Origin of the sequence: Burkholderia sp. 567 (assembly GCF_040545115.1) — a bacterium.
GTDB lineage: Bacteria > Pseudomonadota > Gammaproteobacteria > Burkholderiales > Burkholderiaceae > Burkholderia > Burkholderia ambifaria.
This window is the reverse complement of sequence record NZ_JBEPLG010000001.1, coordinates 988,423-1,014,989: the sequence shown is the minus strand read 5'-3', so window position 1 is coordinate 1,014,989 and position 26,567 is coordinate 988,423. Positions and strand designations below refer to the sequence as shown.

The following is a 26,567-nucleotide window of genomic DNA, read 5'->3' as shown; positions in this document are numbered from 1 at the left end:
ACTACCGACATGGCACAGGCTCCAGTCTCCCACCCGCCCCTGCAGGGCGGGCAACTCGTGCTCGGGACGATCGCGGTATCGCTCGCGGTGTTCATGAACGTGCTCGACACGTCCATCGCGAACGTCGCGATCCCGACCATCTCGGGCGACCTCGGCGTATCGTCCGACCAGGGTACGTGGGTCATCACGTCGTTCGCGGTCGCGAACGCGATCTCCGTGCCGCTGACGGGTTGGCTGACCGATCGCTTCGGACAGGTTCGCCTGTTCCTCGCGTCGATCCTCCTGTTCGTCATCTCGTCGTGGATGTGCGGGCTGGCGCCGACCCTGCCGTTCCTGCTCGCGTCGCGCGTGCTGCAAGGCGCGGTCGCGGGGCCGATGATTCCGCTGTCGCAATCGCTGCTGCTGTCGAGCTACCCGCGCGCGAAGGCGCCGATGGCGCTCGCGCTGTGGTCGATGACGACGCTGATCGCACCGGTCGCGGGCCCGATCCTCGGCGGCTGGATCTCCGACAACTATTCGTGGCCGTGGATCTTCTACGTGAACATCCCGGTCGGCATCGCCGCCGCGCTGGCCACGTGGTCGATCTATCGCACGCGCGAATCGACGGTGCGCCGCGCGCCGATCGACGGCGTCGGCCTCGCGCTGCTCGTGCTTTGGGTCGGTTCGCTGCAGATCATGCTCGACAAGGGCAAGGATCTCGACTGGTTCGCGTCGACGACGATCATCGCGCTCGCGCTGATCGCGATCATCTCGTTCGCGTTCTTCGTGATCTGGGAGCTGACCGCCGAACATCCGGTCGTCGACCTGTCGCTGTTCCGCATGCGCAATTTCACGGGCGGCACGATCGCGCTCGCGGTCGGCTACGGGCTCTACTTCGGCAACCTCGTGCTGCTGCCGCTGTGGCTGCAGACCCAGATCGGCTACACGGCCACCGATGCGGGCCTCGTGATGGCGCCCGTCGGGCTGTTCGCGATCCTGCTGTCGCCGCTGACCGGCAAGTTCCTGCCGCGCACGGATCCGCGCTACATCGCGACCGCCGCGTTCCTCACGTTCGCGCTGTGCTTCTGGATGCGCTCGCGCTACACGACCGGCGTCGACGAGTGGTCACTGACGCTGCCGACGCTCGTGCAAGGCATCGCGATGGCCGGCTTCTTCATCCCGCTCGTGTCGATCACGCTGTCCGGCCTGCCCGGCCATCGCATTCCCGCCGCATCGGGCCTGTCGAACTTCGTGCGGATCATGTGCGGCGGCATCGGCACGTCGATCTTCCAGACCGCGTGGGATCACCGGAACAACTTCCACCACGCGCAACTGGTCGAGCAGGCGAACCCGTACAACCCGACGTTCAACCAGGCCGTCACGCAGATGGGCAACCTCGGGCTGACACAGAACCAGGCGCACGGCCTCATCAACAACATGGCCACGCAGCAGGCCGCGCAACTGGGCGTGAACGATCTGTTCTATATCTCGGCGGCGATCTTCGTGCTGCTGATCGGACTGATCTGGATCACGAAGCCCGAACGCGCGGGCGGCGGCGATGCGGGGGCGGCGGCGTCGGCTGCGCACTGAACATTGAGCACCGCGCTCGAACGCGCGCGCCAAACAAAATAGCCCGGTCGATTCCGACCGGGCTATTTTTTTATTCCGACGGCGGCGCTTGCGCGCCGCGCATCACGCAGCCGTCACGACCAGGCGTTCGGGTGCGAGCACGCCGTTGGCCTTGCGCGCCACGCCGAGCAGCCGTGCCGCATCGTACACGCGCACACGCTCGCCCTCCGCCGCATCGATCGGATCGAGCGCCGACAGCGGCAAGCGCTGACCATGCAGGAACCGCTTCGCACCGGCTTCGTCGAGACGCACCAGCGGAAACGTCGACAACAGCGCGTCGACCGGCTGAAGCCACGCATCGCGCGCCGCTTCGTCCGCATCGGACAGCGCGTCGAGCGTCACCGCATGCTCGAGCGTCAGCGCACCGACACCCGTGCGACGCAACATCGTCAGATGCGCGCCGCAACCGAGCGCTTCGCCGATATCTTCGGCCAGCGTACGCACATACGTGCCCTTGCTGCAGGTCACGCGAAACGTCACGTCCGGCAGCTCGCAGGCCAGCAGGTCAAGTGCATGAATCGTCACGTTGCGGCCTTCCCGTTCGACGGTCTGGCCCGCGCGCGCATATTCGTACAGCGGCTTGCCGTCGCGCTTGAGCGCCGAATACATCGGCGGCACCTGCACGATCTCGCCGGTAAAGCGTGCGAGTGCGGCTTCCACCGCCGCCCGGTTGCATTCGACCGCCCGCGTGTCGAGCACGTCGCCTTCCGCGTCGCCGGTGGTCGTGCGCACGCCCAGACGCATCGTCGCTTCGTAGGTCTTGTCCGCTTCCAGCAAGTCCTGCGAGAACTTCGTCGCCTCGCCGAAGCACAGCGGCAACAGGCCCGAGGCCAGCGGATCGAGCGTGCCGGTGTGACCGGCTTTCTTCGCGAGAAGCAGGCGCTTCGCGCGAATCAGGGCGTCGTTGCTCGACAGGCCGACCGGCTTGTCGAGCAGGAGGACGCCGTCCAGCGCGCGCCGGGGCACGCGCGGACGCTGGGGGGCTGCATTCGTCATAGGGCGCGCGCGCTCAATCGTCCTTCGCGGGCGCGTCGGCTTCGTCGTCGTCCTTCGCGCGCGTCGAGTTGGCCTCCTTGATCAGGCGCGACATTTCCACGGCCTTCTCGATCGTCTGGTCGTAATGGAAATGCAGCGTCGGCACCGTATGAATGTGCAGGCGCTTGAACAGCAAGTTGTGAAGGTGACCCGACGCGTGGTTCAGCGCTTCCTGCGTCTTGTCCGGATCGCCGGTGAGCGCCGTAAAATAGATCTTTGCGTGCGCGTAGTCCGGCGTGAGCTCCACGCTCTGGATGGTCACGATACCGATGCGCGGGTCTTTGACCTCGCGCATGATGAGTTCGGACAGATCGCGCTGAATCTGATCGGCGATCTGAACGTTGCGATTGGGGGAAGTACGTTTCCTGGACATGATCCATCCCTGATTCGTTTATCAGGATAACGCGGCCGCCGTCTGGCGCGCCGCCATGAAAATGGGCGGGACAGGCCCACAAGCCTGCCCCGCCCACGAGCCGATACGCGACGATTACAGCGTACGCGCGACTTCGGTCACTTCGAAGACTTCGAATTGGTCGCCTTCGGTGACGTCGTTGAAGTTCTTCACCGACATACCGCACTCGAAGCCTTGCTTCACTTCCTTCACGTCGTCCTTGAAGCGCTTCAGCGATTCGAGTTCGCCCGTGAAGATCACGACGTTGTTGCGCAGTACGCGCACCGACGACGAGCGCTTGACGATACCGTCCGTGACCATACAGCCGGCGACCGTGCCGATCTTCGGCACCTTGAACACCTGGCGCACCTCGACCATACCGGTGATGACTTCGCGCTTCTCCGGCGCCAGCATGCCCGACATCGCGGCCTTCACCTCATCCACTGCGTCGTAGATGATGTTGTAGTAGCGGATGTCGATACCGTTCGATTCGGCCAGCTTGCGCGCCTGTGCATCCGCACGCGTGTTGAAGCCGATGATGACCGCCTTCGATGCCGTCGCGAGGTTGACGTCGTTTTCGCTGATGCCACCCACCGCGCTGTGCACGATCTGCACGCGCACTTCGTCGGTCGACAGCTTGAGCAGCGACTGCACGAGCGCTTCCTGCGAGCCCTGCACGTCCGCCTTGATGATGAGCGGCAGGTTCTGCACTTCGCCTTCGCCCATCTGCTCGAGCATGCTCTCCAGCTTCGCGGCCTGCTGCTTCGCCAGCTTGACGTCGCGGAACTTGCCCTGGCGGAACAGCGCGATTTCGCGCGCCTTGCGCTCGTCCGGCAGCACGATCACTTCCTCACCGGCACCCGGCACTTCCGACAGACCCTGGATTTCGACCGGGATCGACGGGCCGGCTTCCTTCGTCGGCTTGCCGTTCTCGTCGAGCATCGCACGCACACGGCCATAAGCCGAGCCTGCGAGCACGACGTCGCCGCGGTTCAGCGTACCCGACTGCACCAGGATCGTCGCGACCGGGCCCTTGCCCTTGTCCAGCTTCGCTTCGATCACGATGCCCTTGGCCGGCGCCTCGATCGGTGCCTTCAGTTCCAGCACTTCGGCCTGCAGCAGCACGTTCTCGAGCAGGTCGTCGATACCGACGCCCGTCTTCGCCGACACCGGCACGAACGGCGAATCGCCACCGTATTCTTCCGGCACGACGCCTTCCGCGACCAGTTCCTGCTTGACGCGGTCCGGGTTCGCTTCCGGCTTGTCGATCTTGTTGATCGCCACGACGATCGGCACGCCGCCCGCCTTCGCGTGAGCGATGGCTTCCTTCGTCTGCGGCATCACGCCGTCGTCGGCAGCCACCACCAGCACCACGATGTCGGTCGCCTTCGCGCCGCGTGCACGCATTGCCGTGAACGCCTCGTGACCCGGCGTATCGAGGAACGTGATGACGCCGCGCGGCGTTTCGACGTGGTATGCGCCGATATGCTGCGTAATGCCGCCCGCTTCGCCCGCTGCAACCTTCGCGCGGCGGATGTGGTCGAGCAGCGAGGTCTTGCCGTGGTCGACGTGGCCCATCACTGTGACGACCGGCGGACGCGGCAGCTGCTCCGCATCGGTGGTGGTCTCGCCTTCGACCAGCAGCGCTTCCGGATCGTCCAGCTTCGCGGCAACCGCGCGGTGGCCCAGTTCCTCGACGACGATCATCGCCGTTTCCTGGTCCAGCACCTGGTTGATCGTGACCATCTGGCCCATCTTCATCATCACCTTGATGACTTCCGAGGCCTTGATCGACATCTTGTGCGCGAGATCGGCAACCGAGACGGTTTCCGGCACGTGCACTTCACGCACGATCGGTTCGGTCGGTGCCTGGAACGTCGATGCGCTGTCCTGGTGACGGCCACGACCCTTCGGGCCGCCGCGCCAGCCGCGGTCGACGCCGCCGCTCGAATCGCCGCGCGTCTTGATGCCGCGGCGCTTGGCTGCGTCGTCCTGCCAGCCGCCCTTGCCACCACCCGGCTTCTTGTTGCGGTCGCCCGCCCCTGCCGGTGCCTGCGTGGTCGCCGGCGCTGCGCCGGCCGGCTTCTTCACGGCCGGACGTGCCGCGCTTGCGCCCGCCGGCTTTGCCGGCTTGTGCAGCGTGCCCTTCGCTTCGACCGGCTTCGGCGGTTCCACCGGCTTCGGCGGCTCGACTGCCTTGACCACGGCCTTGCGCGGCGTGTTCATCATTTCGCGGATCGCGCGCGCTTCGGCCTCGGCCGCCTCGCGACGCTTGCGAATCTCTTCCTGCTCGGCGCGCGTCTTGTCCGCCGCCTCGCGGGCAGCGTCCTCGGCCTTCTTCGCCGCTTCGCGCTGGGCCGCACGTTCGGCAGCCGCGCGTGCTTCATCCTGCGCGGACTGCGCACCAGCCGTTTCCTGCTGAGCCTCGGCGGCCTGCTGGGCAGCAGCCTGCTGTGCCTCTACGGCTGCAGCCGCAGCACGCTTCGCTGCCGCTTCTTCCTCGGCACGACGGCGCTGGGCCTCGGCCGCTTCCTCGCGGGCGCGGCGCTCGGCTTCCTCGCGCTCGAGGCGCTCCTGGCGCTCGCGCAGTTCCTGCGCCTGCTTCTCGAGCAGCTCGGCCTCGCGGCGCGCTTCTTCCTCGCGACGCTTCAGTTCCGCATCGTCGTCCGCTTCGGCGACCTGCGCCTGACCCTGTTCCGCACCTTCGGCCACGTCGTCGCGCTTGACGAACGTACGCTTCTTGCGGACCTCGACCTGAATGGTGCGAGCCTTGCCCGTCGCGTCAGATTGCTTGATCTCCGACGTATGCTTGCGGGTCAGCGTGATCTTGCGCTTGTCGCCGTCGGTTGCGCCGTGCGACTTGCGCAAATGATCGAGCAGACGCGCCTTGTCCGCCTCGGACAGCGCATCGTCTTCACTCGCTTTCTGGACGCCCGCTGCCTGCAGCTGTTCGAGCAGCACACCAGCAGGCATTTTCAGTTCCGCGGCAAATTGGGCTACGTTGTTACTCGCCATTCATTCCTCTTAGTGCAAGGACCGATTCCTTGCGGTTAGCATCGGGTCAGGCCATAAGGCCGCCATCAAATCAGTGCGCCATGGTCATTTCTCACTGGAACCAGTGTTCACGTGCTTTCATGATCAACGCCTTAGCGGCATCCTCTTCCATCCCGGTCATGTCGACCAGTTCATCCACAGCCAGCTCGGCGAGATCGTCCCGCGTCTGCATGCCGTGTTCGGCCAGCTTTGCGAGCAACTCCGGCGTGATGCCGTCGAGGCCCTTCAAATCCAGCGCTGCGTTTTCGACCTTTTCTTCGTTGGCGATCGCCATCGTCAACAGTGCGTCGCGTGCGCGGTTGCGCAGCTCGTGCACGGTGTCCTCATCGAATGCCTCGATTTCGAGCATTTCGTTGAGCGGCACGTAAGCGATCTCTTCGAGGCTCGTGAAGCCTTCGTCGATCAGGATATCGGCAACTTCTTCGTCGACGTCGAGACGCGCCATGAAGAGCGCACGCAGTCGATCGCGCTCTTCACCCTGCTTCAGGGCGGATTCGTCCGGCGTCATGATGTTGATCTGCCAGCCGGTCAGTTCGCCGGCAAGGCGAACGTTCTGACCGCTGCGGCCGATCGCGACAGCCAGCTCGTTCTCGTCGACGACGACGTCCATCGAGTGCTTTTCTTCATCGACGACGATCGACTGGACGGCTGCCGGCGCGAGCGCGCCGATCACGAACTGGGCGGGATCCTCGGACCATAGCACGATGTCGATGTTTTCGCCACCAAGCTCGTTGCGCACGGCCTGCACGCGGGAGCCGCGGATGCCGACGCAGGTACCGATCGGATCGATCCGCTTGTCGTAGGCGATCACGCCGATCTTCGCGCGCACGCCCGGATCGCGAGCGGCTGCCTTGATCTCGAGCAGGCCTTGCTCGATTTCCGGCACTTCCATTTCGAACAGCTTCATCAGGAACTCGGGCGCCGTGCGCGAGAGTTCGATCTGCGGACCACGCGCGGTGCGGTCGACCTTCGCGATGTACGCACGCACGCGGTCGCCCACGCGCAGGTTTTCCTTCGGAATCAGCTGGTCGCGGCGCAGCAGCGCTTCGACGCGGCCCGATTCGACGATGAAGTTGCCCTTGTCGAGGCGCTTCACCGTGCCCGTCATGATCTTTTCGCCGCGCTCGAGGTAGTCGTTCAGGATCTGCTCGCGCTCGGCATCGCGCACCTTCTGCAGGATCACCTGCTTGGCGGCCTGCGCGCCGATACGGCCGAACTCGATCGACGGCACCGGCTCCTCGACGAATTCGCCGACTTCGACGTCGGGGTTCTGCTCACGCGCTTCGAACAGCAGGATCTCGCGATCCGGCTCCTGCAAGCCTGCCTCGTCAGGGACGACGAGCCAGCGACGGAAGGTTTCGTGCTCGCCGCTTTCGCGATCGATATGGACGCGGATTTCGGCGCCTTCGTCGAACAGCTTCTTGGAAGCGGACGCGAGCGCAGCCTCGAGGGCGCCCAGCACCACATCCTTGTCGACGTTTTTCTCGCGCGCCAGCGCATCCACCAGCATCAACACTTCGCGACTCATTATTTGCGGCTCCTAAAGTCAACTTGCGGAATCAGGCGGGCTTTGTCGATGTCTGCCAGCGTGAAATCCAGCATGGCCGCCTCGCCCTTCTTCCCCTCAAATTCCAAACCGATCGTTTCGCCATTCGGCGCGTGCAGAATGCCGCGGTACGTCTTGCGCCCGTCCAGCGGCTTTTTCAAGGTCACGGAAACTTCGCTGCCGGCGAAGCGCTCGAAGTCGGCCAGTTTCTTCAACGGGCGGTCGAGCCCCGGAGACGAGACTTCGAGCCGTTCGTAATCGATGTTTTCGACCGTCAAGACGTGCTGGAGCTGACGCGTGACCTTTTCGCAATCTTCGAGCGAGATGCCGGCAAGCTGATCGATATAGATGCAAAGCATGCCGCGCCCGGTGCGCTCGAGATCCACCAGCTCGTAGCCGAGCCCGGTGACCGTGGTTTCTATCAGTTCCGTCAGTTGCACAGTGTCCTCTCAGGTGTTCGCGCCCGCCGCTCGCGATTACACCCGCGGGCGCGCGCCTTAGCCGGCGCAGGAAGCGCTACCCGAGATGCCTAACCGTTTCAGCAAAAAAAAATGGGCGGAACGCCCATCTTCTTACTGGTGGTCGCACCTGAGCCGCACATTGAATCCGTACGCCCAGCGACTCTGCGATTATAGCGTTTTTTGGCGCAAACGCCAAGCTAGCCGGTAAATGCAGCGCCCAGCCCGCATTTACCGACCAAAAATGCGAAACCGGACTGTCCGACCAGGCACAATCCGGCAGCGCGATATATATACAGTCGAAAGCAAGTCACGCAGCGCGCGGTGCCGACCGAACCGGATTCACGCCGATTTCGCCGGCACGCCGGCGGCTTGACGCCGCCGTCCGCCAGAAACGCTCAGCGACCGCGCGAGCGATTGCGCTGCGGGCGCTGACCGCCGCGTGCACCACCACCGGCGTTGCCGCCGCCTTCGGCGCGATTGCCGTTCGGGTTGCGGTTACCGCCACCCTTGCTGCCGCCACGCTTGGCGCCCGCGCCGCCTTCACGCTTGGGACCGGCGCCATACGACGCGCGATTGCCGTCGACATCGCGACCGCCACCCGCGCGGTTGCCATGGCCCGACGGCGAAACCGGCAGGCTGCCGTAGCCGCTCAGGCCCGGCAGGCCCGGGCCGCCGCGCCGACCGCCGCCGCGACGCGGCTGGTCGAGTTGACCATGCGTGGTCAGCACCGGCTCGCGGCTGATGAAGCCCATCGACGTCTGCATCGGATCCGGCTGGCGGCGCTCGGCCGGCCCACTGCCACCGCGCTTGCCCTTTTCCTCGGACGGCGCCTTCAGGCCGACGGTCGCCATCAGCTTGCGCACCTGCGCCTCGTCGAGCTCTTCCCAACGACCGCGCTTCAGGCCGCGCGGCAGCGGGATCGGGCCGTGGCGCGTACGGATCAGGCGGCTCACCATCAGGCCGGCCGCTTCGAACATACGGCGCACTTCGCGGTTGCGGCCTTCGGCCAGCGCAACGTGATACCAGTGGTTCGTGCCTTCGCCGCCGCCGTCGCGGATGCGCAGGAAGTTCGCCGGGCCGTCATCGAGCTCGACGCCATGCAGCAGCTTCTGCCGCATCCCTTCGGACAGCTCGCCGACGACACGCACCGCATACTCGCGCTCGACGCTATAGCGCGGATGCATGAAGCGGTTCGCGAGATCGCCGGACGTGGTCAGCATCAGCAGACCTTCGGTGTTGAAGTCGAGGCGGCCCACCGCGAGCCATTTCGCCGTCTTCATCGGCGGCAGGCGATCGAACACCGACGGACGACCTTCCGGATCCGCATGGCTGACGATCTCGCCCGTCGGCTTGTGGTACAGCAGCACGCGCGGCGGCTTGTTCGGCAGCTTGCGCTTGACCGGCTTGCCATTGATGCGGACCTGGTCGGTCGGCATGATGCGCTGGCCGATGTGCGCGGGCTCACCGTTTACCGACACGCGGCCGGCGACGATCAGCTCTTCCATTTCGCGGCGCGAGCCCATGCCGGCTTCCGCGAGCACCTTGTGAAGCTTCGGCGCGTCGTCGTCCGGCGACAGCACGCGCTTGTTCGTCGGCTGGGTGCGACCGCGCCGCAGCATCGGTGCACGCACGCCGCTGCCGCCCGCGGAGTTGTCCGCGTCGAAGGCCGGCGACGTCACATAGGCGAACAGATCGTCCTGCGACGCTGCATCGCCTTCGGCCTTCGCCGCGCCGCCCTCGGCTTTCGCCGGGCTGCCACGCCGCGACTGGCCGCCTTGTCCGCCCTGCGCACCCTTGGGTGCACCTTCGCGCTTGGCGGCCGGCTTGCGGCCGCCCCTGGCCGCGCCTTCCTTGCGCGGTGCGCGCGCGGGCTGCGCTTCGGCGGCCTCGGCCGGCGGCGCGTCGGCGCCTTCGCCGTCCTGCGACTCGCCCTCGGCGCCCTTCGACTTGGCCGCCGCGCGGCGACGCGCGATCAGGCTGCGCGGACCGCGCCGCAGGCCGCGGCGGGGACGCTCGTCACCACCCGCGGCCGGAGCGTCCTGCTCCGGCGCATCGTCGGCACGCGCGGCCTGTGCGGCAGGCGCGGACGATTCAATATCGTGGATATCTGTCAAAACAACCTCAAAATGTCAGGTCTCGCGCCCGGCGCGGGCGCGGCAAGAAGTCGGCCGCGATCAGGCGCGGCGCTGTTCGGGTTCTGCTTCGTCGTCCGGCAGCGCGTCGGCGCCGATGGGCGCACTGGCACTGCGTACGGCATCGGCAAGGCTGTCGGACGTATCGTCCAGCATCTCGCCATCCGCGGGACCGGCTCGTGAGGCGCCGGCGTTTCCAGCCTCGCCCGGCATGTCGCCGAGCGCCTCCGCTCCGTCTCCGGCAACCGCGTCGGCGGCCGGCTTGCGATCTTCCTCGTTCCACTCCGCGCGCGGCGGCTCGGACTGCCCGCCGGCCGGCGCTGCTTCGGCGCCGCCCTGTTCGGTTTGAACGCGATCAGCTTCCAGCGTATCGCGGTTCGGTATTTCGTGCGTCGACGCGACGTCCGTCGCCGCGTCGCCCTGCAATTCGTCCGGCTGCGCGTGCGGTTCGTCGACCGCCGCTTCGCCGGCTTCCGGCGCCGCTTCCACCGCCGGCACGTCGCCGTCGAAGTCCATCGCCTGCTGCGCGAGCAGCGCTGCCTCGATGTTCGCGGCGGGCTCCTCGAGCGCGGGCAGGTCGTCGAGCGCCTTCAGGCCGAGATCGTCGAGGAACTGCTTGGTCGTCGCATACAGCGCCGGACGCCCCGGCACGTCGCGATGCCCGATCACCTCGATCCAGCCGCGATCCTCGAGCTGCTTGACCACCTGCGTATTGACCGTGACGCCGCGAATCTCTTCGATGTCGCCGCGCGTGACGGGTTGCCGATACGCAATGATCGCGAGCGTTTCGAGCACCGCGCGCGAATATTTCGGCGGCTTCTCGGGATGCAGTCGATCCAGGTAGTGACGCATCGCCGGCTTGCTCTGAAAGCGCCATCCGGTTGCCAGCGCCACCAGTTCGACACCGCGGCCGGACCAATCCTGTTTCAGATCTTCGAGCAACGTGCGGACCGTGTCAGCCGACACGCCGTCGGCAAAGAGCTTGCGCAAATCGCCGAGCTTCAGCGGTTCCTGCGCGCAGATCAAAGCAGTCTCGAGGACGATCTTCGCCTCTTGGGTATTCATGCAGCTAGGCCAGACCCTGTGGTCAAACGAACCGGATCAAACAGACGAAAGTAACGGAAGACGCGCTCGCCCGATTCTGATCGGTCATATTGATGGGAGCACGAACCGGGGGCGGCGAACCAACTTCAAGCCAGGCCCAAACCGGACGGAACAGCACGGCTCAACGACGGAACCGCGTGACTGAGCGCCATATTACGCAAATTCGCCCGGTGCGTAAAGATGAGCCGAACGGCCCGCCCTTCCGCGGGCCCCGCGGCGCTCCGTCCCCGCTTCAGCGCGCGCCCGCGCCGCGCGCGAGGAAGCGGCGCAAGCGCTCGACGCCGGCATCGAGCCGCGCCGGATCGCATGCATAGCACCAGCGCACGAACCCTTCGCCCTCCGGGCCGAACGCGCGCCCCGGCGCCAGGCCGAGCCCCGTCTCACGCACCAGCGACTTGCAGAACGCGAGGCTGTCTTCGGCGCCCGGTAAGCGCAGGAACAGATACATCGCGCCCGGCGGAGGCGGCACGTCGACGCCCGGCAGCGTGCGCAGCGCGGCGACGAGATGGTCACGCGCGCCGCGCAGCGCCGCGACGAACGACTGCACGAACGGCTCGCCATCGCGCAGCGCGACTTCGCCCGCGGCCTGGATGAAACCGGGCGCGCACGACGTGTTGTATTCGACCAGCTTCGACAGATCGCCGATGACCGGCGCCGGCGCGACCAGCCAACCGAGCCGCCAGCCCGTCATCGCCCAAGCCTTCGAGAGCGAATTCACGACGATCACCCGCTCGTCGCGCGACGCGATATCGAGGAACGACGGCGCGCCGGCCGCGCCGAACGCGAGTCGTTCGTACACTTCGTCGGCGACCACCCAGATGCCGTGATGCCGGCAATGCGCGAGCACGGCCTGCTGGTCGTCGCGGGACATCGTCCAGCCGGTCGGGTTGTTCGGCGAATTGACGAACAGCATCCGCGTGCCGGGCGTCAGCGCCGCGAGCAGCCGGTCGACATCGAGCCGCCAGCCCGCCTCGCCATGGCCGAGCGGCACGCATTCGACCTGCGCACCGAGGATTTTCGGGATTTCGACGAGGTTCGGCCAGAGCGGCGTGACCGCGACGACGCGATCGCCCGGACCGACCAGCAGTTGCGCGGCGAGCATCAGCGCGCTCACGCCCGAACTCGTCACGGCGACCGTGTCGACCGGCGTCGCGCCGTGCCGCGCGCTCACGTAGGCTGCGATCGCGCGGCGCAGCGGGACGGTGCCGAGGTTCTGCGTATAGAAGGTTGCGCCGTCGCGTAGCGCCGCCGCGGCCGCGTCGCGAATGAATGCCGGCGTCACGCGATCGGATTCGCCGAACCAGAACGGCAGCACGTCGGGCACGTCGAAGCCGGCGTTCGCCACTTCCCTGATCAGCGACGGACGCAGCGCCTGGACCGCGCTGCGTGCCGCCGGCGCGCCCGTCGCCGGGCCGGCATCTGCGGAATGCGTCATCGAGAACTGCCCCCGTGGAACACGATCCGCGTAGTGTACCGGCGTGCGCGCCGGATCCGCACCGTCAGTCGAGGTCCTCCGCCCGCGCCGGCATCTGGCGCGCGAGCTCCCAGATCGCCTGCGCGGCGGGCGACAGCGACCGGTCGCGGCGGCGCACCAGCTCGACGGTACGCTCGGTACGCGGCGTCAGCGGCCGCGCGACCAGCGTCGATCCTGCCGGCAGCGGCAGCGACAGCCACGGCTGCACGCTCACGCCGACGCCGGCCTCGACGAGCCCGAATACCGTCGCCGAATGCCCGAGTTCCTGCATGACGGTCGCATTCACCCGATGGGTGGCCAGCGCAGCGTCGATCAGCGGCCGGCTTCCGGACGCATGGTCGAGCAGCACGAGGCGCTCGCCGTCGAGTGCCGTCCACGGCACCTCGGGCCGCGCCGCAAGCGGATGATCGGCGCGCGCGACCAAACAGAACGAATCGGTCATCAACGGTTCGCACACGAGATCGGCCACGGTAAGCGGGCCGATGACGACGCCAAAATCGACCTCGCTCGACTTCACCTTGCGCAGTACGTCGCTCTGCACGTCGTCGCGCAAGCCAAGCGTGACGAACGGGAACTGGCGCTCGCACGACGCGACGACACGCGGCATCAGCCGGCACGCGATCGTCGGGCTCGCGGCGACGATCACGCGCCCCCGCCGCTGCTCGCCGATCTCGCGAATCTCCCGCAGCGTGTCGTCGAGATCGTCGATCAGCCGGGACACGCTCGCGATCAGGTTTGCGCCGACATCGGTCAACTGCACGTCGCGCGTGGTCCGGTCGATCAGCTTCAGCCCGAGCTCCGTCTCGAGCTCGCGCACGCAACGGCTCACCGCGGACTGCGTGAGCCCGATCTCGTCGCCCGCGCGGCTGAAGCTCCTGAGCCGCGCTACCTCGATGAACACGCGAAGCTGGCGCAGCGTTACGTTCATCCCTTCACCTCATCAATCGTGGATACCGATGCGCGATTTTAATGCGCGAAACACGCTTCGATGTGCGAATCCGGCATCGACCACCCATGTTTCGCTGCGGTGCAATATTCGCGCGAACGCACGCGGTACGGGCGAATTGCACAAGATTGGTGATTGTCCCGATTTGCTGCCGGGTTATTTTGGCGTCTTATACGCCCCTAGCTGACTTAGCCGTTAGCCCGCTGCCAAGCGGCTCTCGAGGGAATCGCCTCCGACGTGGCACACATCGTGCTTTATCTGACGCACAGGGCGCAGGTTTTCGTCGGACGGGAAGGCAGAAACGCCGCTGCCGGCCAACCGGACGCCCCCACCCGGCACTCGACGTTCGAGTGCCTGAAGAGTGCGCGGCGCAGGGCAGCGCACCGGAGTTAGCTTCGCTGAGGTGAGGACATGATGCTGTTCGACGATTTGAGAGATAACGAGTGGGCGCTGGTCGAAGGTCTGTTTTGCTCGGAACCCGCACGAAGCGAACGGCGCGGCCGTCCCCGCGTGGAGGCCCGTTCCGTGGTCAATGCCGTGCTGTGGGTACTGTCGACGGGTGAAGGCTGGTCCAAGCTGCCGGGCCGCTATCCGTCGCCGCCGACCTGCCGCCGTCGCTTCGACGAATGGCAGGCAGACGGTACGCTCGCCGAAATCGTCAAGCGACTCGGCACGAGCGGCCGCCAGATCTCGTTGCGCGGTCGCATCGGGGCCAGCGCGGCGAAGCCGCCTGCACCGCCGAGCCGCGACCGGCTGCGTGGCGCCTTCTGGACCAATCCGGAATCCTGGCGCGCCCCCGTGAAGATGGCGTAACGCATGCTCGATCGGGCGGCTTCGGCCGCCCGGTTTCTTTCAGCGCCCCGTTCATTGCGCGGCGCTCGCGTCGTCGTCGATCCCCGCTGTCGTGCTGCGATACATCTCTTTACTATTATTTACAGCAAACCTGCACTCCCGCGCTTACCTTAGCGTCATATCAACAAGCTGCGCCGGCGGCTTGAAGGGAGCCCCCGCCATGAAACCAATGTCACTGCTCGTCGCATGCGGCATTGTCATTTCACTGGCGCTGACCGCCCCCGCTCGCGCCGATGATCGCGGCAAGCAGCCTCACCGCCAGCAAGAGCACCGGAATTCCCTTCGCCAGCAACCGCCCGCCACGGCGTCCAATCGGCAAACCGTGCCGCGCGGCGACTTGCGCGGCGACATCGCCAGCAACGCACGCGCGCGCATCGGCTCGCAGCCGACCGAGCTGCCGCGCCATCCGTAGCCCGGCAACCTGCAGGTTTTCGTCAAAGAAAATTCCCCGATTCGGGAACTGCTCGATATGCGACGAGTCACATTCGTTGCCATGAGCACAGCATGGCAACAGCAAAAGTATCCGGTACGCCCGTATCCTCGCGATACGGGCTTTTTTTCGGCGTGTCGCGCAGGGCTGCGCGAGGACAGGCGCGCGCCGCTACAGGCGGCTTTCGAGAATCGCCACGGCGCTGGCTTCGCTCAATGCGTAGTCGTCCATACGGCGATCGGTCCAGGAAAGTAATTTCTCGTCGCGCTCGAGGCGCGCGCATTCGGCTCGACCATTGTCGGTCAGCACCGCGATGTCGACCGGCGCATGAAAACCCGGTGCGGGCGCAACGGTCTTCTGCCTGACCGTGTCCATCAGTCCTAGTGACCGGAGATACTCGAACACGCCCGGGCGGCGCGCCCACGGTACCTGGCGGTACTGCACTCGTCTCAATGCGTCGAGCACCGCTTCGTTGGAATACGTGGCCATCTCGATTCTTTCTTAAAGTGCAGCGACAATGCGAAGCGGCGTGCCGGGCGGGAGCTCCGCCCGCCGATACCGCCACCGATTCTGGAGGCCGACGTTCGGCGTCGCGTTAGGGCCAGATCGTCAGCCGTCCATAAAAAGACACCATACCCCAATCAAATTGATTCTGTTCGATTCGTTTGTACTTCTCTTCATCTGTTTCATGCTCTGCCGCAAGCGGCGGCGACAGATCGCGATCGTCGGCGCCGCGGTGTTCTGGCTGCTTGCGACCGGCTGGCTCGCGGCGCCGCTCATCGCGTGGACCGAGGCCGGTGTGACGCCGGTCGAGCACCCCGCCATGCACGGCCGGACCACGCTGATCACGCTCGGCATCGGCACGCGGCGCGGCGAAACCGGCCTGCAGGCGCCGCCCGACGGCGAAGCGCGCATCCGCACGACCGCCGCGCTCTATCGCACGTGCGTGCAGCAGGCCACCCGCTGCACCGTGGTGATGTCGGGCGGCGATCCGCAACATCACGGCGAAACCGAGGCGGCCGTCTACGGACGCCGGCTGGTGGCGGAAGGTGTCGCCCCCGGCGACCTCGTGCTCGAGCCGAACAGCCGTACGACCTACGAAAACGCGAAATTCACTGCTTCTATACTACGCTCACAACATGACGACACGCGCATTCTCGTCGCGTCGTCGTACCAGATGCGCCGCGCATTGCTCGACTTCCGCCACTTCGGCATCGATCCGCAGCCCGTTTATTCGAACCGCCGGCGCGCGCAACTGGGCTGGCTGCCGCGCCGGGACAACCTGGAAAACGCGAACCGGGCGTTGCACGAGCTGGTCGGCATCGCGCAATTTCACGTCTATCGATGGCTCGGCTGGTTCTGACGGCGCCACGTGCACCGGAGGCGAAAGCGACGGTATCGCCCCGGATGGCAGGCGCGTGACGGAACGCACGAAGTGTTGCGCGACTTCAACGGGGCCTTGCGCTGCGCCTCGATCCGGTGCACATTGATCCGTCACTTTTGTTACACTCGACACGCACTCGATTGCAGTCGCCAGACAAAACGGCAACATTCGGGTTCATCACCACTTAGCGGAGGTAAAGCAATGAAGAAGACGTCCCTGGCTATTCTGGTCGCGATGTCGGCGCTGACTGGCGCAGCGTATGCGCAAGAGAGCACGCAAATCCAGACCATCACCGATCCGGCAAAGATCGCCGAGATCGAGCAGCGCGCACAGGCACTGCAACAGCAGCAAGCAGCCGAGGCTGCACAGCCGGCGGCGCAGGAAGAGCATCACCACGTCAAGAAGGCGATGCATCACAAGGCAGCGAAGAAGGCCGCCAAGAAGGCGGCTCCGGCAGAAGCTGCCAGCCAGTAAGTTCGGCGGCACCGCACAAGCGAAAAGCCGAATCCGGGCAACCGGGTTCGGCTTTTTTGGTTGCGGCGCCCGCGCGTTGTGCTAAAGTCGCGCACCGAAATTTTCCACCCGTGCGCACCCCGGTGCGGAGGACAGCATGAGCAACATTCAACTCGACATCGAGTGGACCGAAGAAGCCACTCGCAAGATCAAGCAACTGATGCCGCGCGGCTCGACCGACGCGTTCCTCGCGCTGCCGCCGATCGAGTGCCTGCCGATGGAGGGCGATGTGCTTTTCCTCGGCCCGCAAGGCAAGCAGCAACCGTTCATCGTCGCCGAACGCCAGTATCATCACGACGGCGATGCCGACTGGACGATCATCCTGATTCTCGACGTACCCAGCACGTCGCACTGACGGATCGCAGCGGCCGGCAATGCGTCCGGCCGCCTCAAACGAACCTCCACAGCGCGCGGATCCCGGAACGATCAATCCGTCCGCGACCGCTCCGCGGCAAGCCGCAATGTGTGTCAAACGCACATGCACGGCCAACGCAGCCTCACCCTCCCAGCGCTCGACCAATACGAATACCCGCGGCTGGATCGGCACGCACTCGCTTTGCCGCCCCACAAAAAAAATTGCCCGCGCTCCAGAAGAAGCGCGGGCGAAACCGTCGCCCTACGAGGAAAGGCGACGGGGCCATCGGGATCCGCGCATCGCGCGGATCGTTATCAGTTTTGCGCCGGCGCTTGCAGCCCCGGCATCTGAAGACGTCGGTCGGACGGTCGAGACGCCGCCCGCTCTCTGACGCCCCCTGTCTTCACGATTCCACCTTATAAAGCAGTTTGTGTGCCAGGCGCACTTACGAAAGTACGCCATTGATCCATAAGGATATTTTCTGAGGTCATGACGATGTAACACCTGTCCAGCGGCCGTAACGCGCGGATGTTACGTAACGTCACGAGAAGGGATCGAACGTCCGGCACACGCCGGCGGCACGCGCGCGACAATGAAAAAAGCCCGCCGGAAGGCGGGCTTTTCGAATGCCGGGATCGTGCCGCGATCAGCGCAGCTGATTCACGAGCAGCCCCATGATTTGCCGGGCCGGCGTCGACGTATCGATCGCACCCGAATCGTCGACCACTGCGACGCGCGTCTGGTCGGACGACAGCGCCTTCACGTTGACGCGATACTGCTTCGCCTGCTTTTCCTTCTTGCCGTGGAACAGCTGGCTCCAGAAACCCTGCTCGGCCGCGCTGATGTCCTTCGGATCGACATAACGCACGAAATACAGGCCCTTCGTGCGATCGCGATCGTCGACCGTGAAGTTCGCGCGATCGAGCGCGAGGCCGACGTGCAGCCACGAACGGTCGTACGGCTCGCCGAGCGTGACTTCGGACGGCACCGCAGCCGAGTCGACGTCGTTCGCTTGCGACGACGTGCGCGCGACGTTCTGCGCGGCAATCGCGGCGGCGGCAGCCTTCGATGCGTCGGTGTCCGCCTTCTTGTCCTTCGGCACCGTGTTGTCGTTGATGTTCGCGATCGGCGGCTCGCCGTTCTTCGCACGCTGCTCGTTCTGGGCGAGCACTGCCATCAGCCGCTTCAGGTATTCCGTCTCGAGCGCCGGATCGTTCGGCTTCGCTTCCCACTTGCTCGAATCGTTGTTCGCACCGGTGATCGCCTCGCGCATGCCCTTCTGGCTGATGAACACGTAGGTGCCGCCGTTGGGTGCCGAATCGAGGCGCGTGCGGTACTTGTTGCGCTCGGCCGTCACGTACGAGTTGCCCATCGCCTTCGTGATCACGCTACGGATCAGGCCGTCGTTGATCTGCGGATGGGTCTCGTTCCAGTCGGTTTCCATCACGCCCTTGTCGCGCTGGTCGACGACGAGCAGGAAGCCCTGCTCCTGCCAGAAGCGGCGAACCTGCGGCCAGATGTCGGCGGGCTTCTTGCCGTCGATCACGAGCCAGCTCTCGGTGCCGTCGCGCTGGATATGCATGCCGGACACGGCGGGCGCGACGGTGTCCAGCGCGGGTGCCGCGTGCTGGACCTGCTGAAGCGCAGACAGGGAAGTCGCGCCGCCCTGCGGCGGCAGCGAACGCTGATCGGCCGTCTCGTCAAGCATGTTGGGCGGCACTGCGAGCGACGCTTCCTTCGATTTCGAATCGCTCTTGTAGTCCACTTTCGTGGGCGACGACGTACCGCAACCGGCGACGAGCGCGCCAGTGGCGAGCACTGCAGCGAACCGCATGGTAAGACGAAGATCAGTCATGTTCGGGGAATCCTCTTCCGCTAAATCACGGCGCTTTCCGTGGATCAACCTTGCATTTTACCGGGGCCGCGCCGGGATGTGCAAAAAAGCGACGGCCAAGAAAAAACCCGCGTCAGCCTGAACTGACGCGGGTTCTTTATCTGGTCGGGGCGAGAGGATTTGAACCTCCGACCACCTGCACCCCATGCAGGTACGCTACCAGGCTGCGCTACGCCCCGAAAGAAAAAAATTATAACAGACAGTTCGCCCGTTTAGAACGGGTCGCATGCATTTTGTGAATGTTCCTGCGAAATTCTTTCGAGCTGGCGTGACAGCACGTGGCGGCCTCGACGCGAGCGGCAACGCACGTCCTGCCGCGCGCCTGGGCCGGCCATGCGCTCCGCCCCATGCTCACCGCTTGCGCGCGACACAGATGACCGTGAGGCCCGCCATCCGATTGAACCGGAACATCGGCAACTCGGCCCGGCAGATCAGCTTGAGCAAACCGTTGACGACCGGATGGTGCCGGCGCAATTGCGACGCCGGTTCGCGCGGTTGCCGGCGCGCGCGTTCGCTCAGCCGCATTGCCGCCGCGAGCGGAAACGTAAGGCCGAAGTAGTACGCGCCGTGCTCGACCTCCAGCCCCGCGCGACGTGCGACGTCTTCAAGACCGTCGAGCGTGTACCTGCGCTTGTGCTCGAGAAAGTCGTCATGCGCGCTCCAGAGGAACTGAAACGCGGGAACCGTGATCAGGAACCGGCTGCCCTTGGGCGCACCCTCCACATATCGCGCAAGCAGCCCGACATCGTCATCGACGTGCTCGAGGACATCCATCAGCAACACGAGATCGGCATCGAATCGATCGACGGCGCGGCGAAAATGGACGGGCTTGCCGGCCGCCTCGCCGTCGGTATCGTCGGGGTAGCTCGTATCGACACACCACGCTTCGGTCGCCTGCGTGCGCTCGAGCAAATGCTTGGAAAAGAATCCCGAGCCCGCGCCGACGTCGAGGATCCGGCTCGCATCCGGCGAGCCCAGGAACCGACGGATCGCGCGCGCCTTCGACGCGTAGTACCAGTGATCGCCTACATCCGCTCCCAATACGTCGAGTTCCTTCAGATCCATGACGCCTCCCCCGTGTCGGCCACCATGCTGATCCATCCAGCCACTGATGCCGATCTTACCGCGCCTCGGCCGACGGACCCACGGCAAGTTGCGCGAATCGCACCGGCAACCCACGTCGCGTCCTAGTCGAAAAGGACGATCGCCGTTTCGCCGCGGATCGCTACCGTGCGCTTACCCGGCGCGAGATCGACGCGAAATCGACGCGCATGGCGCATCGGCCGGCTGCACATCTGGTCTGATCGGCGGTGACGGCGGTGACGGCGACGACAGCGATACCGCGTCCGTCGCCGCCCCCACCCCGCACGAAAACCCGCGTCAGCCCATGTCGGCGCCGGGTTTGACGATCGGCCGGGCGCGCCGGCCGCCCTGGCCGCAGAACCAAACGACCGTTTGATCTTGCCGCCCTGCCACCGGGAATCCATTGTCCTGTCGTGCGTCGCCCGGCCTTGCCCGCACGCCCGTTGTTTGGTGACGCCGCTCTAGCGCGCTATGCCACACTGCACGGCATCGACGTCCGCGCTGCGCACGAGCCGCGTGCCCACGTCGATCACGACAAGACCTGGAGACAGACGATGCGGAATGCGGTCCGGCGCGGCCATCGCACGCCTTTGGCAATTCTCGACTGGATGGCTGCCCCGCGACGCGCGGCGGCCTCGGTCTCACACGGCACCTTCCGCGCATTCGGCTGCGGCGCGCTGGCGCTCGCGCTGCTCTGCGCCGGCTGCGCGGAACCAGCCGCGCAGCGCGACGGCAACGCGTCGGTCGCCTCGACGAAGATCGAGCGCGCGAAGGCCGAACGTCTCGCCCATGAACGGCAGATCGCCCGCACCGTGCCGTCGCTCGCGTCGATCAGCCTCACGCAGCCGCGCCCGTTCACGCTGCGCGACTCGGGCCAGAACGGTGCGATGACGTTTCTGCGCGATGTCGATTTCCGCATCGTCAACAACCTCGGCTTCTTCATTCATCAGTTGTCCGCAACACTCGTGCCGACGCAGGCCGGCGCGCCGATCGTGTTCGATGATCCGACGAGCTTCGAGATCGACGTGCACGAAGGCACGGTCACGCTCGACAACACAAAGCTGACCGCACTCTTCGACACCTACATCTTCGGTTACCGCAACGCACCGCTGCGCAAGCTCGCCGTCTCGGCGGGCGACGGCGTGATCCATCTGCAAGGCGAGATGCAGCGCGACGGCTGGGTGCCGTTCTCGCTGACCGGCACGCTGGCGATCCGCGACGGCAGTCAGCTCGTGTTCCACCCGAGCGGCGTGCGCGTATCGGGCATCAATGCGCAGCCGGTGATGCGCGCGGCCAACGTGAAGATGGCCGACCTGCTGAAGGTCGAGACACCGATCGCGCGGCTCGTCGGCGACGACCTCGTGATGTCGGTCGACAAGCTGATGCCGCCGCCGCGGCTGAAGATCCGGATCACCGCGCTGCGCGTGACGCCGGCCGGGCTCGACCTGACGCTCGACGACGGCTCGCACGCCGGCTTCGCGCTGCCCGCGAACGCGCCGCAACAGGCGATGTACATCCGCGGCGGCGACGTGAAATTCATGCGCTCGATGCCGATGAACGCCGACATCCTGATCAGCCCCGTCGATCCGACGAAGCGCGGCCAGAATTTCGTGTTCGACCTGTATCACTATCGCGACCAGGTATCGGCCGGCTATTTCAATTTCGACGAAAGCGGTGCGATGGCGATCCGGATGCCGTCGTATGCGGGGCCCGCGAGCGGCGCCGCGCTGGGCAATACGGCCGCCCGCCTGAACGACAGCTTCCTCGCCGCGCAGCAGAACGCGTTGCGCGACTTGCGACAGCACTGGGAAGCGTTTGCGCTCGCGGCCGCGGCGGCGCAGCCCGGCGTGCGGAAGGTCGCGATGCGGCGCACGTCGACCACGCCGTTCAACGAACGGCACGTGTCGAACCGCAACCCGACGATCCACCTGCACAACGTCGACTTCAACCTGTCCGGCGACATCGGCTTCCATGTCGAGGATCTCGACGTGCAACTCATCGCGAAACGGCCGGGCGAGCCGGTCGACCTCGACGATCCGAACCAGTACGACATTCGCATTCTCGGCGGAACGGTCGTCGAATCGTGGAAGGCGATGTCGGCCCTCTTCAACAACTATCTGCTCGACTATTCGCCGCGCTCGCTGAACGACCTGCAACTGAGCGCGGACGGCCAGGACCTGCGCGTCCAGGGCGGCATCAAGCTCTGGAATCACGTGCCCGGCGTGTGGCTGCCGACCGACATGAAGGGCTCGCTGTCGGTGCTCGACGACCGGCACCTTGCGTTCAAGCCGTCGCAGGTGTCGGTGCTCGGCATTCCACAGGCGAAGCTGCTGCGCTCGCTCGGCATCGAACTCGCGTCGCTGACGCCGCTGCAGCGCCGCGGCGCGGAACTGCGCGGCGACACGCTCGTGCTCGATCAGTACACCGTATTTCCGCCGCCAGTGCTGAACGGCAAACTCGCGCAGGCGACGGTCGAACGCGACGGGCTGCGCCTCACGTTCCGGCGTCCCGCCGACGCACCCGTGGCGAAGCGCCCGCAGATCGACGCGCCGAGCTACATGTGGATGGAAGGCGGCGACATGAAGATGTTCAACGTGCTCGAACTGAATGTGCGCGCGCTGATCCGGAACTCTGCCGAGGCCGGCCCGATGCGTTTCGACCTGTACGGCTACCGCAGCCAGGTCGCGCAGGGCTCGGTGCGGATGCTGCCGGACGGCACGCTGGTCGTCGACATGGGCAAGCCGAATCCGCTCGCATCGCGCTGACAGCGCGGGCCCGCGCGCATGAAAAAAGCCCGGTGGCACTTCGCCAACCGGGCTTTGTTTGTTTCGAGCGTCGCGCTCAGTGACGCTCAGTCGCGCTTCAATCCGTCGATCACGTCGAGGAGCGCCTGCCGCAGCGCGTTCACGTCGACCGTCTCACCCTGCTGGCCCGCCGCACGCTCATCGGCTCCCCGCACGTCCGGCTCGGCCGGTGCCGGGGCGCCGCGTTCGCTGCCCGGCGAATCGAGCCGGTTGCGCGCCCCGTTGATCGTGAACCCCTGTTCGTACAGCAGCTCGCGAATCCGCCGGATCAGCAGGACTTCGTGATGCTGGTAATACCGGCGATTGCCTCGCCGCTTCACCGGCCGCAACTGCGTGAATTCCTGTTCCCAGTAACGCAGCACGTGCGGCTTGACCCCGCACAGCTCACTGACTTCACCGATCGTGAAGTAGCGCTTCGCGGGAATCGGAGGCAAGACGACTTTCTCAACCGTAGTGGTCATCGTCGGTTAACCGTCGGTAAAGGGTGCGCGGCGGCCGCGCGGAGGCGTCAACGCGCGGGCGTCATTCCACGCCGTTTTCGACCAGCGCCTTGAGCTTCTGGCTCGCGTGGAAGGTTACCACCCGGCGGGCCGCGATCGGAATCGCCTCGCCCGTCTTCGGATTGCGGCCCGGACGCTGCGGCTTGTCGCGCAGCTGGAAATTGCCGAATCCCGACAGCTTGACGCTTTCACCGTTTTCGAGCGCGTCGCGGATCACTTCGAAAAAAGCCTCGACCATGTCCTTCGCTTCACGCTTGTTCAGCCCGACGCTGTCGAACAGCAGCTCCGCCAGTTCCGCTTTCGTCAGCGTCGGCGTCTCGGTGGACGCCGGCGCCGAAGCGTCGCGGTTCATGGCGCTGCGTTGCGCCGTCAGGAGGGCTTCGAATTCACTCGAGGTCATGTCGTTCATATCTGCCATACAGCGCGTTAAACCAAAACTTGCGAGGGGAAAAAGCCGCCCGCCAACGGGCGGCCCCTCTCCTTAGCCGCGCAGGCGGGCACCGGCACGAGCCATTCGCTCGACCAGCGTCTGGATCGCCTGATCGACGACCTCGTCCTGTAGCGTGCCAGCCGGATCCTGCAGCGTCACGCGGAAGGCAAGGCTCTTCTCGTGCGTGGCAAGGCCACCGGAAGTATTTGATTTTGCACGAAATTCGTCGAAGAGTACAACCTTCTGAACGAATCGGCAGGCGTCTTCGGCCAGCGCCTTCTTCATTTCGTCGAAAAGTGCCTGAACCTCGACCGCCTGATCGACCACGACGGCGATATCGCGCCGTACCGGCGGGAATTTCGACACGTCGGTCGGTGCCGGCAGCGCACGCGCGGTGAGCGCGTCCGTGTCGATTTCGAACATCACCGGCGCGTGCGGCAGCTCGTACTTCTGCATCAGGCGCGGATGCAGCTCGCCGATCCAGCCGACCGCGCGGCCATCGACTTCGATGCGCGCGCTGCGGCCCGGATGAAGGGCCGGATGTTCGGCCTTCACGAAGCGCGCGGCGGCCGGCGCGAGCAGCGCCTCGAGATCGCCCTTCACGTCGAAGAAATCGACTGCGCGCGTGGCCACGCCCCACTGCTCGTCGACCGCCGGGCCGTACGCGAGCGCGCCGACACGTTTCGGCTGCGTGTAGCCTTCGACGGTCAGCTCGCCGGCCTTCACCGACGAATCGGCGAGGAACACGCGGCCGGCCTCGAACACGCGCACGCGATCCGCGCGACGGTTCAGGTTGTGGCGCAGCACCGAGATCAGGCTGCCGAACAGCGTCGTACGCATCACCGACAGCTGGCTCGCGATCGGATTCAGCAGGCGAATCGGGTTGTCGTTGCCGGCGAAATCCTGCTCCCACTCCGCATCGACGAAGCTGAAGTTGACCGTTTCCGCGTAGTCGCGCGCCGCCAGCGCATGACGGATGTCGTGGATCGAACGCTGCGTCTCGTTGGTCGCGCGCATCTCGCTCGTCGCGACCGGCGGACGCGCCGGGATCTTCTCGAAGCCGTAAATGCGGGCGACCTCCTCGATCAGGTCTTCCTCGATCTCGATGTCGAAGCGGTGCGACGGCGGCGTGACCAGGAATGCGTCGTCGTCACGCTCGAACGGCAGGCCGAGGCGCGTGAAGATGTCCGCGATCTCGTCGGCGTCGATCTTCACGCCGATGATGCGGTTCGCGCGCGATACGCGCATCTTCACCGGTGCGCGCTGCGGCAGGTTGACCGCCTGATCGTCGATCGGGCCGGCCTTGCCGCCGCAGATCTCGAGAATCAGTTGCGTAATGCGCTCGACGTGCTCGACGGTGGTTGCGTAGTCGACGCCGCGCTCGAAGCGATGGGCCGCGTCGGTCGAGAAGTTGTACTTGCGCGCGCGGCCACGGATGCTGTCCGGCCACCAGAACGCGGCTTCCAGGTAGATGTTGGTCGTGTCGAGCGTGACGGCCGTGCTGTCGCCGCCCATGATGCCCGCGAGGCTTTCGACGTGGCGGTCGTCCGCGATCACGCCGACCGTTTCGTCGAGTTCGACCGTATTGCCGTTCAGCAGCTTCAGCGATTCGCCGCGCTTGCCCCAGCGCACCTCGATGCCGCCGTGGATCTTGTCCAGGTCGAACACGTGCGACGGACGGCCAAGCTCGAACATCACGTAGTTCGAGATGTCGACGAGCGCCGACACGCTGCGCTGGCCCGAACGCTCGAGGCGCTCGACCATCCATTGCGGCGTCTTCGCGTGTGCGTTCACGCCGCGGATCACGCGGCCCGAGAAGCGGCCGCACAGATCGGGCGCGGCAATGCGCACGGGCAGCGTCTCGTCGAGCTCGACGCGCACCGGGCGGATGTCGACCGGCGTCAGCGGCGCCCCGGTGATCGCAGCCGTCTCGCGCGCGATGCCGAACACGGACAGGCAATCGGCCTTGTTCGGCGTCAGCTTGATTTCGAAGATCGTGTCGTCGAGATTGAGCGTGTCGCGGATGTCCTGGCCGACCGGCGTGTCTTCCGGCAGGATCAGCAGGCCGCTGTGGTCCTCGGACAGCTTCAGCTCGCGCGCCGAGCACAGCATCCCCTGGCTCTCGACGCCGCGCAGCTTCGACAGCTTGATCGCGAACGGCTTGCCGCCCTCTTCCGCCGGCGGCAGTTCCGCGCCGACCAGCGCGACCGGCACCTTGATGCCAGGCGCCACGTTCGGTGCGCCGCAAACGATATTCAGCGTCGCGCCGGTGCCGGCGTCGACCTGGCAGACATTGAGCTTGTCCGCATCCGGATGCTTGACGACTTCGAGCACGCGGCCGACGACGATCTTCGACGTCGGCGGCGCAGCCTTGCTCAGCGATTCGACTTCGAGCCCCGCCATCGTCAGCGCGTGCGACAGCTCGTCGGTCGTCAGCTGCGGGTCGACAAAGGTTCTCAACCAGGATTCAGGGAATTGCATGGATGTCTACGTTCGAAACAGGTTAGATCGACGCCCGGGCCCCGTCGGAAACGTCCGGCGGGGCGTGCGCGGGCACATGTCGGCGCGGCG

The 26,567-nt window shown here is 65.8% G+C and carries 21 protein-coding genes, 1 tRNA gene and 1 pseudogene; 7 read left to right on the top strand and 16 right to left on the bottom strand.

What is annotated here, in order from left to right:
• The first annotated feature begins 9 nt into the window (after positions 1–9).
• Positions 10–1,569, top strand: coding sequence for a DHA2 family efflux MFS transporter permease subunit (locus ABIC50_RS04725; RefSeq protein ID WP_175655823.1), 1,560 nt, complete (start codon positions 10–12; stop codon positions 1,567–1,569).
• Between the two features lie 102 nt (positions 1,570–1,671).
• Here ABIC50_RS04725 and truB read toward each other — a convergent pair whose 3' ends face one another.
• From truB to ABIC50_RS04680, 9 genes are all read right to left on the bottom strand, one after another.
• Entirely contained in the window at positions 1,672–2,604 is a 933-nt protein-coding gene (gene truB / locus ABIC50_RS04720) for a tRNA pseudouridine(55) synthase TruB (RefSeq protein ID WP_354161938.1), read from the bottom strand.
• A 13-nt stretch (positions 2,605–2,617) separates the two neighbouring features.
• Positions 2,618–3,016 carry a 30S ribosome-binding factor RbfA gene (gene rbfA / locus ABIC50_RS04715; protein WP_006752288.1) on the bottom strand — a complete coding sequence of 133 codons (399 nt, stop codon included), beginning with the start codon at positions 3,014–3,016 and terminating at the stop codon, positions 2,618–2,620.
• A gap of 114 nt (positions 3,017–3,130) precedes the next feature.
• The gene (gene infB, locus ABIC50_RS04710; protein ID WP_175660682.1) at positions 3,131–6,049 is read right to left on the bottom strand and encodes a translation initiation factor IF-2; all 2,919 of its coding nucleotides are present in this window, start codon (positions 6,047–6,049) and stop codon (positions 3,131–3,133) included.
• 91 nt (positions 6,050–6,140) lie between these two features.
• Positions 6,141–7,616 carry a transcription termination factor NusA gene (gene nusA, locus ABIC50_RS04705; RefSeq protein WP_006757628.1) on the bottom strand — a complete coding sequence of 492 codons (1,476 nt, stop codon included), beginning with the start codon at positions 7,614–7,616 and terminating at the stop codon, positions 6,141–6,143.
• Entirely contained in the window at positions 7,616–8,074 is a 459-nt protein-coding gene (gene rimP, locus ABIC50_RS04700) for a ribosome maturation factor RimP (RefSeq protein ID WP_006752291.1), read from the bottom strand. Before rimP ends, nusA begins: the two co-directional genes overlap by 1 nt.
• Positions 8,075–8,490: 416 nt before the next feature.
• Entirely contained in the window at positions 8,491–10,209 is a 1,719-nt protein-coding gene (rluB, locus tag ABIC50_RS04695) for a 23S rRNA pseudouridine(2605) synthase RluB (protein ID WP_354161935.1), read from the bottom strand.
• A 60-nt stretch (positions 10,210–10,269) separates the two neighbouring features.
• Positions 10,270–11,292, bottom strand: a complete 1,023-nt coding sequence (gene scpB / locus ABIC50_RS04690; RefSeq protein WP_354161932.1) for an SMC-Scp complex subunit ScpB — start codon at positions 11,290–11,292, stop codon at positions 10,270–10,272.
• Positions 11,293–11,563: 271 nt separating this feature from the next.
• Positions 11,564–12,766 (bottom strand): pyridoxal phosphate-dependent aminotransferase, encoded by a 1,203-nt coding sequence (locus ABIC50_RS04685; RefSeq protein WP_354161929.1) that lies wholly within the window; start codon positions 12,764–12,766, stop codon positions 11,564–11,566.
• Between the two features lie 64 nt (positions 12,767–12,830).
• Complete coding sequence (locus ABIC50_RS04680; protein WP_011656685.1) at positions 12,831–13,733, bottom strand: LysR family transcriptional regulator; 903 nt, start codon at positions 13,731–13,733, stop codon at positions 12,831–12,833.
• A gap of 432 nt (positions 13,734–14,165) precedes the next feature.
• Here ABIC50_RS04680 and ABIC50_RS04675 point away from each other — a divergent pair.
• A pseudogene (locus ABIC50_RS04675) lies at positions 14,166–14,561 on the top strand (transposase); the annotation flags it as partial.
• Between the two features lie 202 nt (positions 14,562–14,763).
• Positions 14,764–15,015 (top strand): hypothetical protein, encoded by a 252-nt coding sequence (locus tag ABIC50_RS04670; RefSeq protein WP_011656684.1) that lies wholly within the window; start codon positions 14,764–14,766, stop codon positions 15,013–15,015.
• A 189-nt stretch (positions 15,016–15,204) separates the two neighbouring features.
• On the opposite strand, the gene ABIC50_RS04665 is transcribed toward ABIC50_RS04670, so the two are convergent.
• On the bottom strand, positions 15,205–15,522 hold the full coding sequence (locus tag ABIC50_RS04665) for a hypothetical protein (RefSeq protein WP_006754206.1): 318 nt from the start codon (positions 15,520–15,522) through the stop codon (positions 15,205–15,207).
• 199 nt (positions 15,523–15,721) lie between these two features.
• On the opposite strand from ABIC50_RS04665, the gene ABIC50_RS04660 reads away from it, so the two are divergent.
• From ABIC50_RS04660 to ABIC50_RS04650, 3 genes are all read left to right on the top strand, one after another.
• On the top strand, positions 15,722–16,396 hold the full coding sequence (locus ABIC50_RS04660) for a YdcF family protein (protein ID WP_354161926.1): 675 nt from the start codon (positions 15,722–15,724) through the stop codon (positions 16,394–16,396).
• A gap of 222 nt (positions 16,397–16,618) precedes the next feature.
• Positions 16,619–16,891, top strand: coding sequence for a hypothetical protein (locus ABIC50_RS04655; RefSeq protein WP_011656682.1), 273 nt, complete (start codon positions 16,619–16,621; stop codon positions 16,889–16,891).
• Between the two features lie 136 nt (positions 16,892–17,027).
• Complete coding sequence (locus ABIC50_RS04650) at positions 17,028–17,285, top strand: hypothetical protein (protein WP_006758856.1); 258 nt, start codon at positions 17,028–17,030, stop codon at positions 17,283–17,285.
• A 646-nt stretch (positions 17,286–17,931) separates the two neighbouring features.
• Here ABIC50_RS04650 and bamC read toward each other — a convergent pair.
• The 3 genes from bamC to ABIC50_RS04635 form a co-directional block, all read right to left on the bottom strand.
• Complete coding sequence (bamC, locus tag ABIC50_RS04645; protein ID WP_011656681.1) at positions 17,932–19,140, bottom strand: NlpB/DapX family lipoprotein; 1,209 nt, start codon at positions 19,138–19,140, stop codon at positions 17,932–17,934.
• Between the two features lie 141 nt (positions 19,141–19,281).
• Positions 19,282–19,358: transfer RNA gene (locus tag ABIC50_RS04640), tRNA-Pro, on the bottom strand.
• A 172-nt stretch (positions 19,359–19,530) separates the two neighbouring features.
• The gene (locus ABIC50_RS04635; RefSeq protein ID WP_011656680.1) at positions 19,531–20,244 is read right to left on the bottom strand and encodes a class I SAM-dependent methyltransferase; all 714 of its coding nucleotides are present in this window, start codon (positions 20,242–20,244) and stop codon (positions 19,531–19,533) included.
• Positions 20,245–20,816: 572 nt separating this feature from the next.
• Between ABIC50_RS04635 and ABIC50_RS04630 the strand changes: the two genes are divergently transcribed.
• Positions 20,817–23,027, top strand: a complete 2,211-nt coding sequence (locus ABIC50_RS04630; protein ID WP_354161924.1) for a hypothetical protein — start codon at positions 20,817–20,819, stop codon at positions 23,025–23,027.
• Between the two features lie 86 nt (positions 23,028–23,113).
• Here ABIC50_RS04630 and ABIC50_RS04625 read toward each other — a convergent pair whose 3' ends face one another.
• The 3 genes from ABIC50_RS04625 to pheT form a co-directional block, all read right to left on the bottom strand.
• Positions 23,114–23,527 (bottom strand): MerR family transcriptional regulator, encoded by a 414-nt coding sequence (locus ABIC50_RS04625; RefSeq protein ID WP_175655829.1) that lies wholly within the window; start codon positions 23,525–23,527, stop codon positions 23,114–23,116.
• Between the two features lie 61 nt (positions 23,528–23,588).
• Complete coding sequence (locus ABIC50_RS04620) at positions 23,589–23,975, bottom strand: integration host factor subunit alpha (protein WP_006753316.1); 387 nt, start codon at positions 23,973–23,975, stop codon at positions 23,589–23,591.
• A 72-nt stretch (positions 23,976–24,047) separates the two neighbouring features.
• Positions 24,048–26,477 (bottom strand): phenylalanine--tRNA ligase subunit beta, encoded by a 2,430-nt coding sequence (pheT, locus tag ABIC50_RS04615; protein WP_354161921.1) that lies wholly within the window; start codon positions 26,475–26,477, stop codon positions 24,048–24,050.
• Between the last annotated feature and the right edge of the window lie 90 nt (positions 26,478–26,567).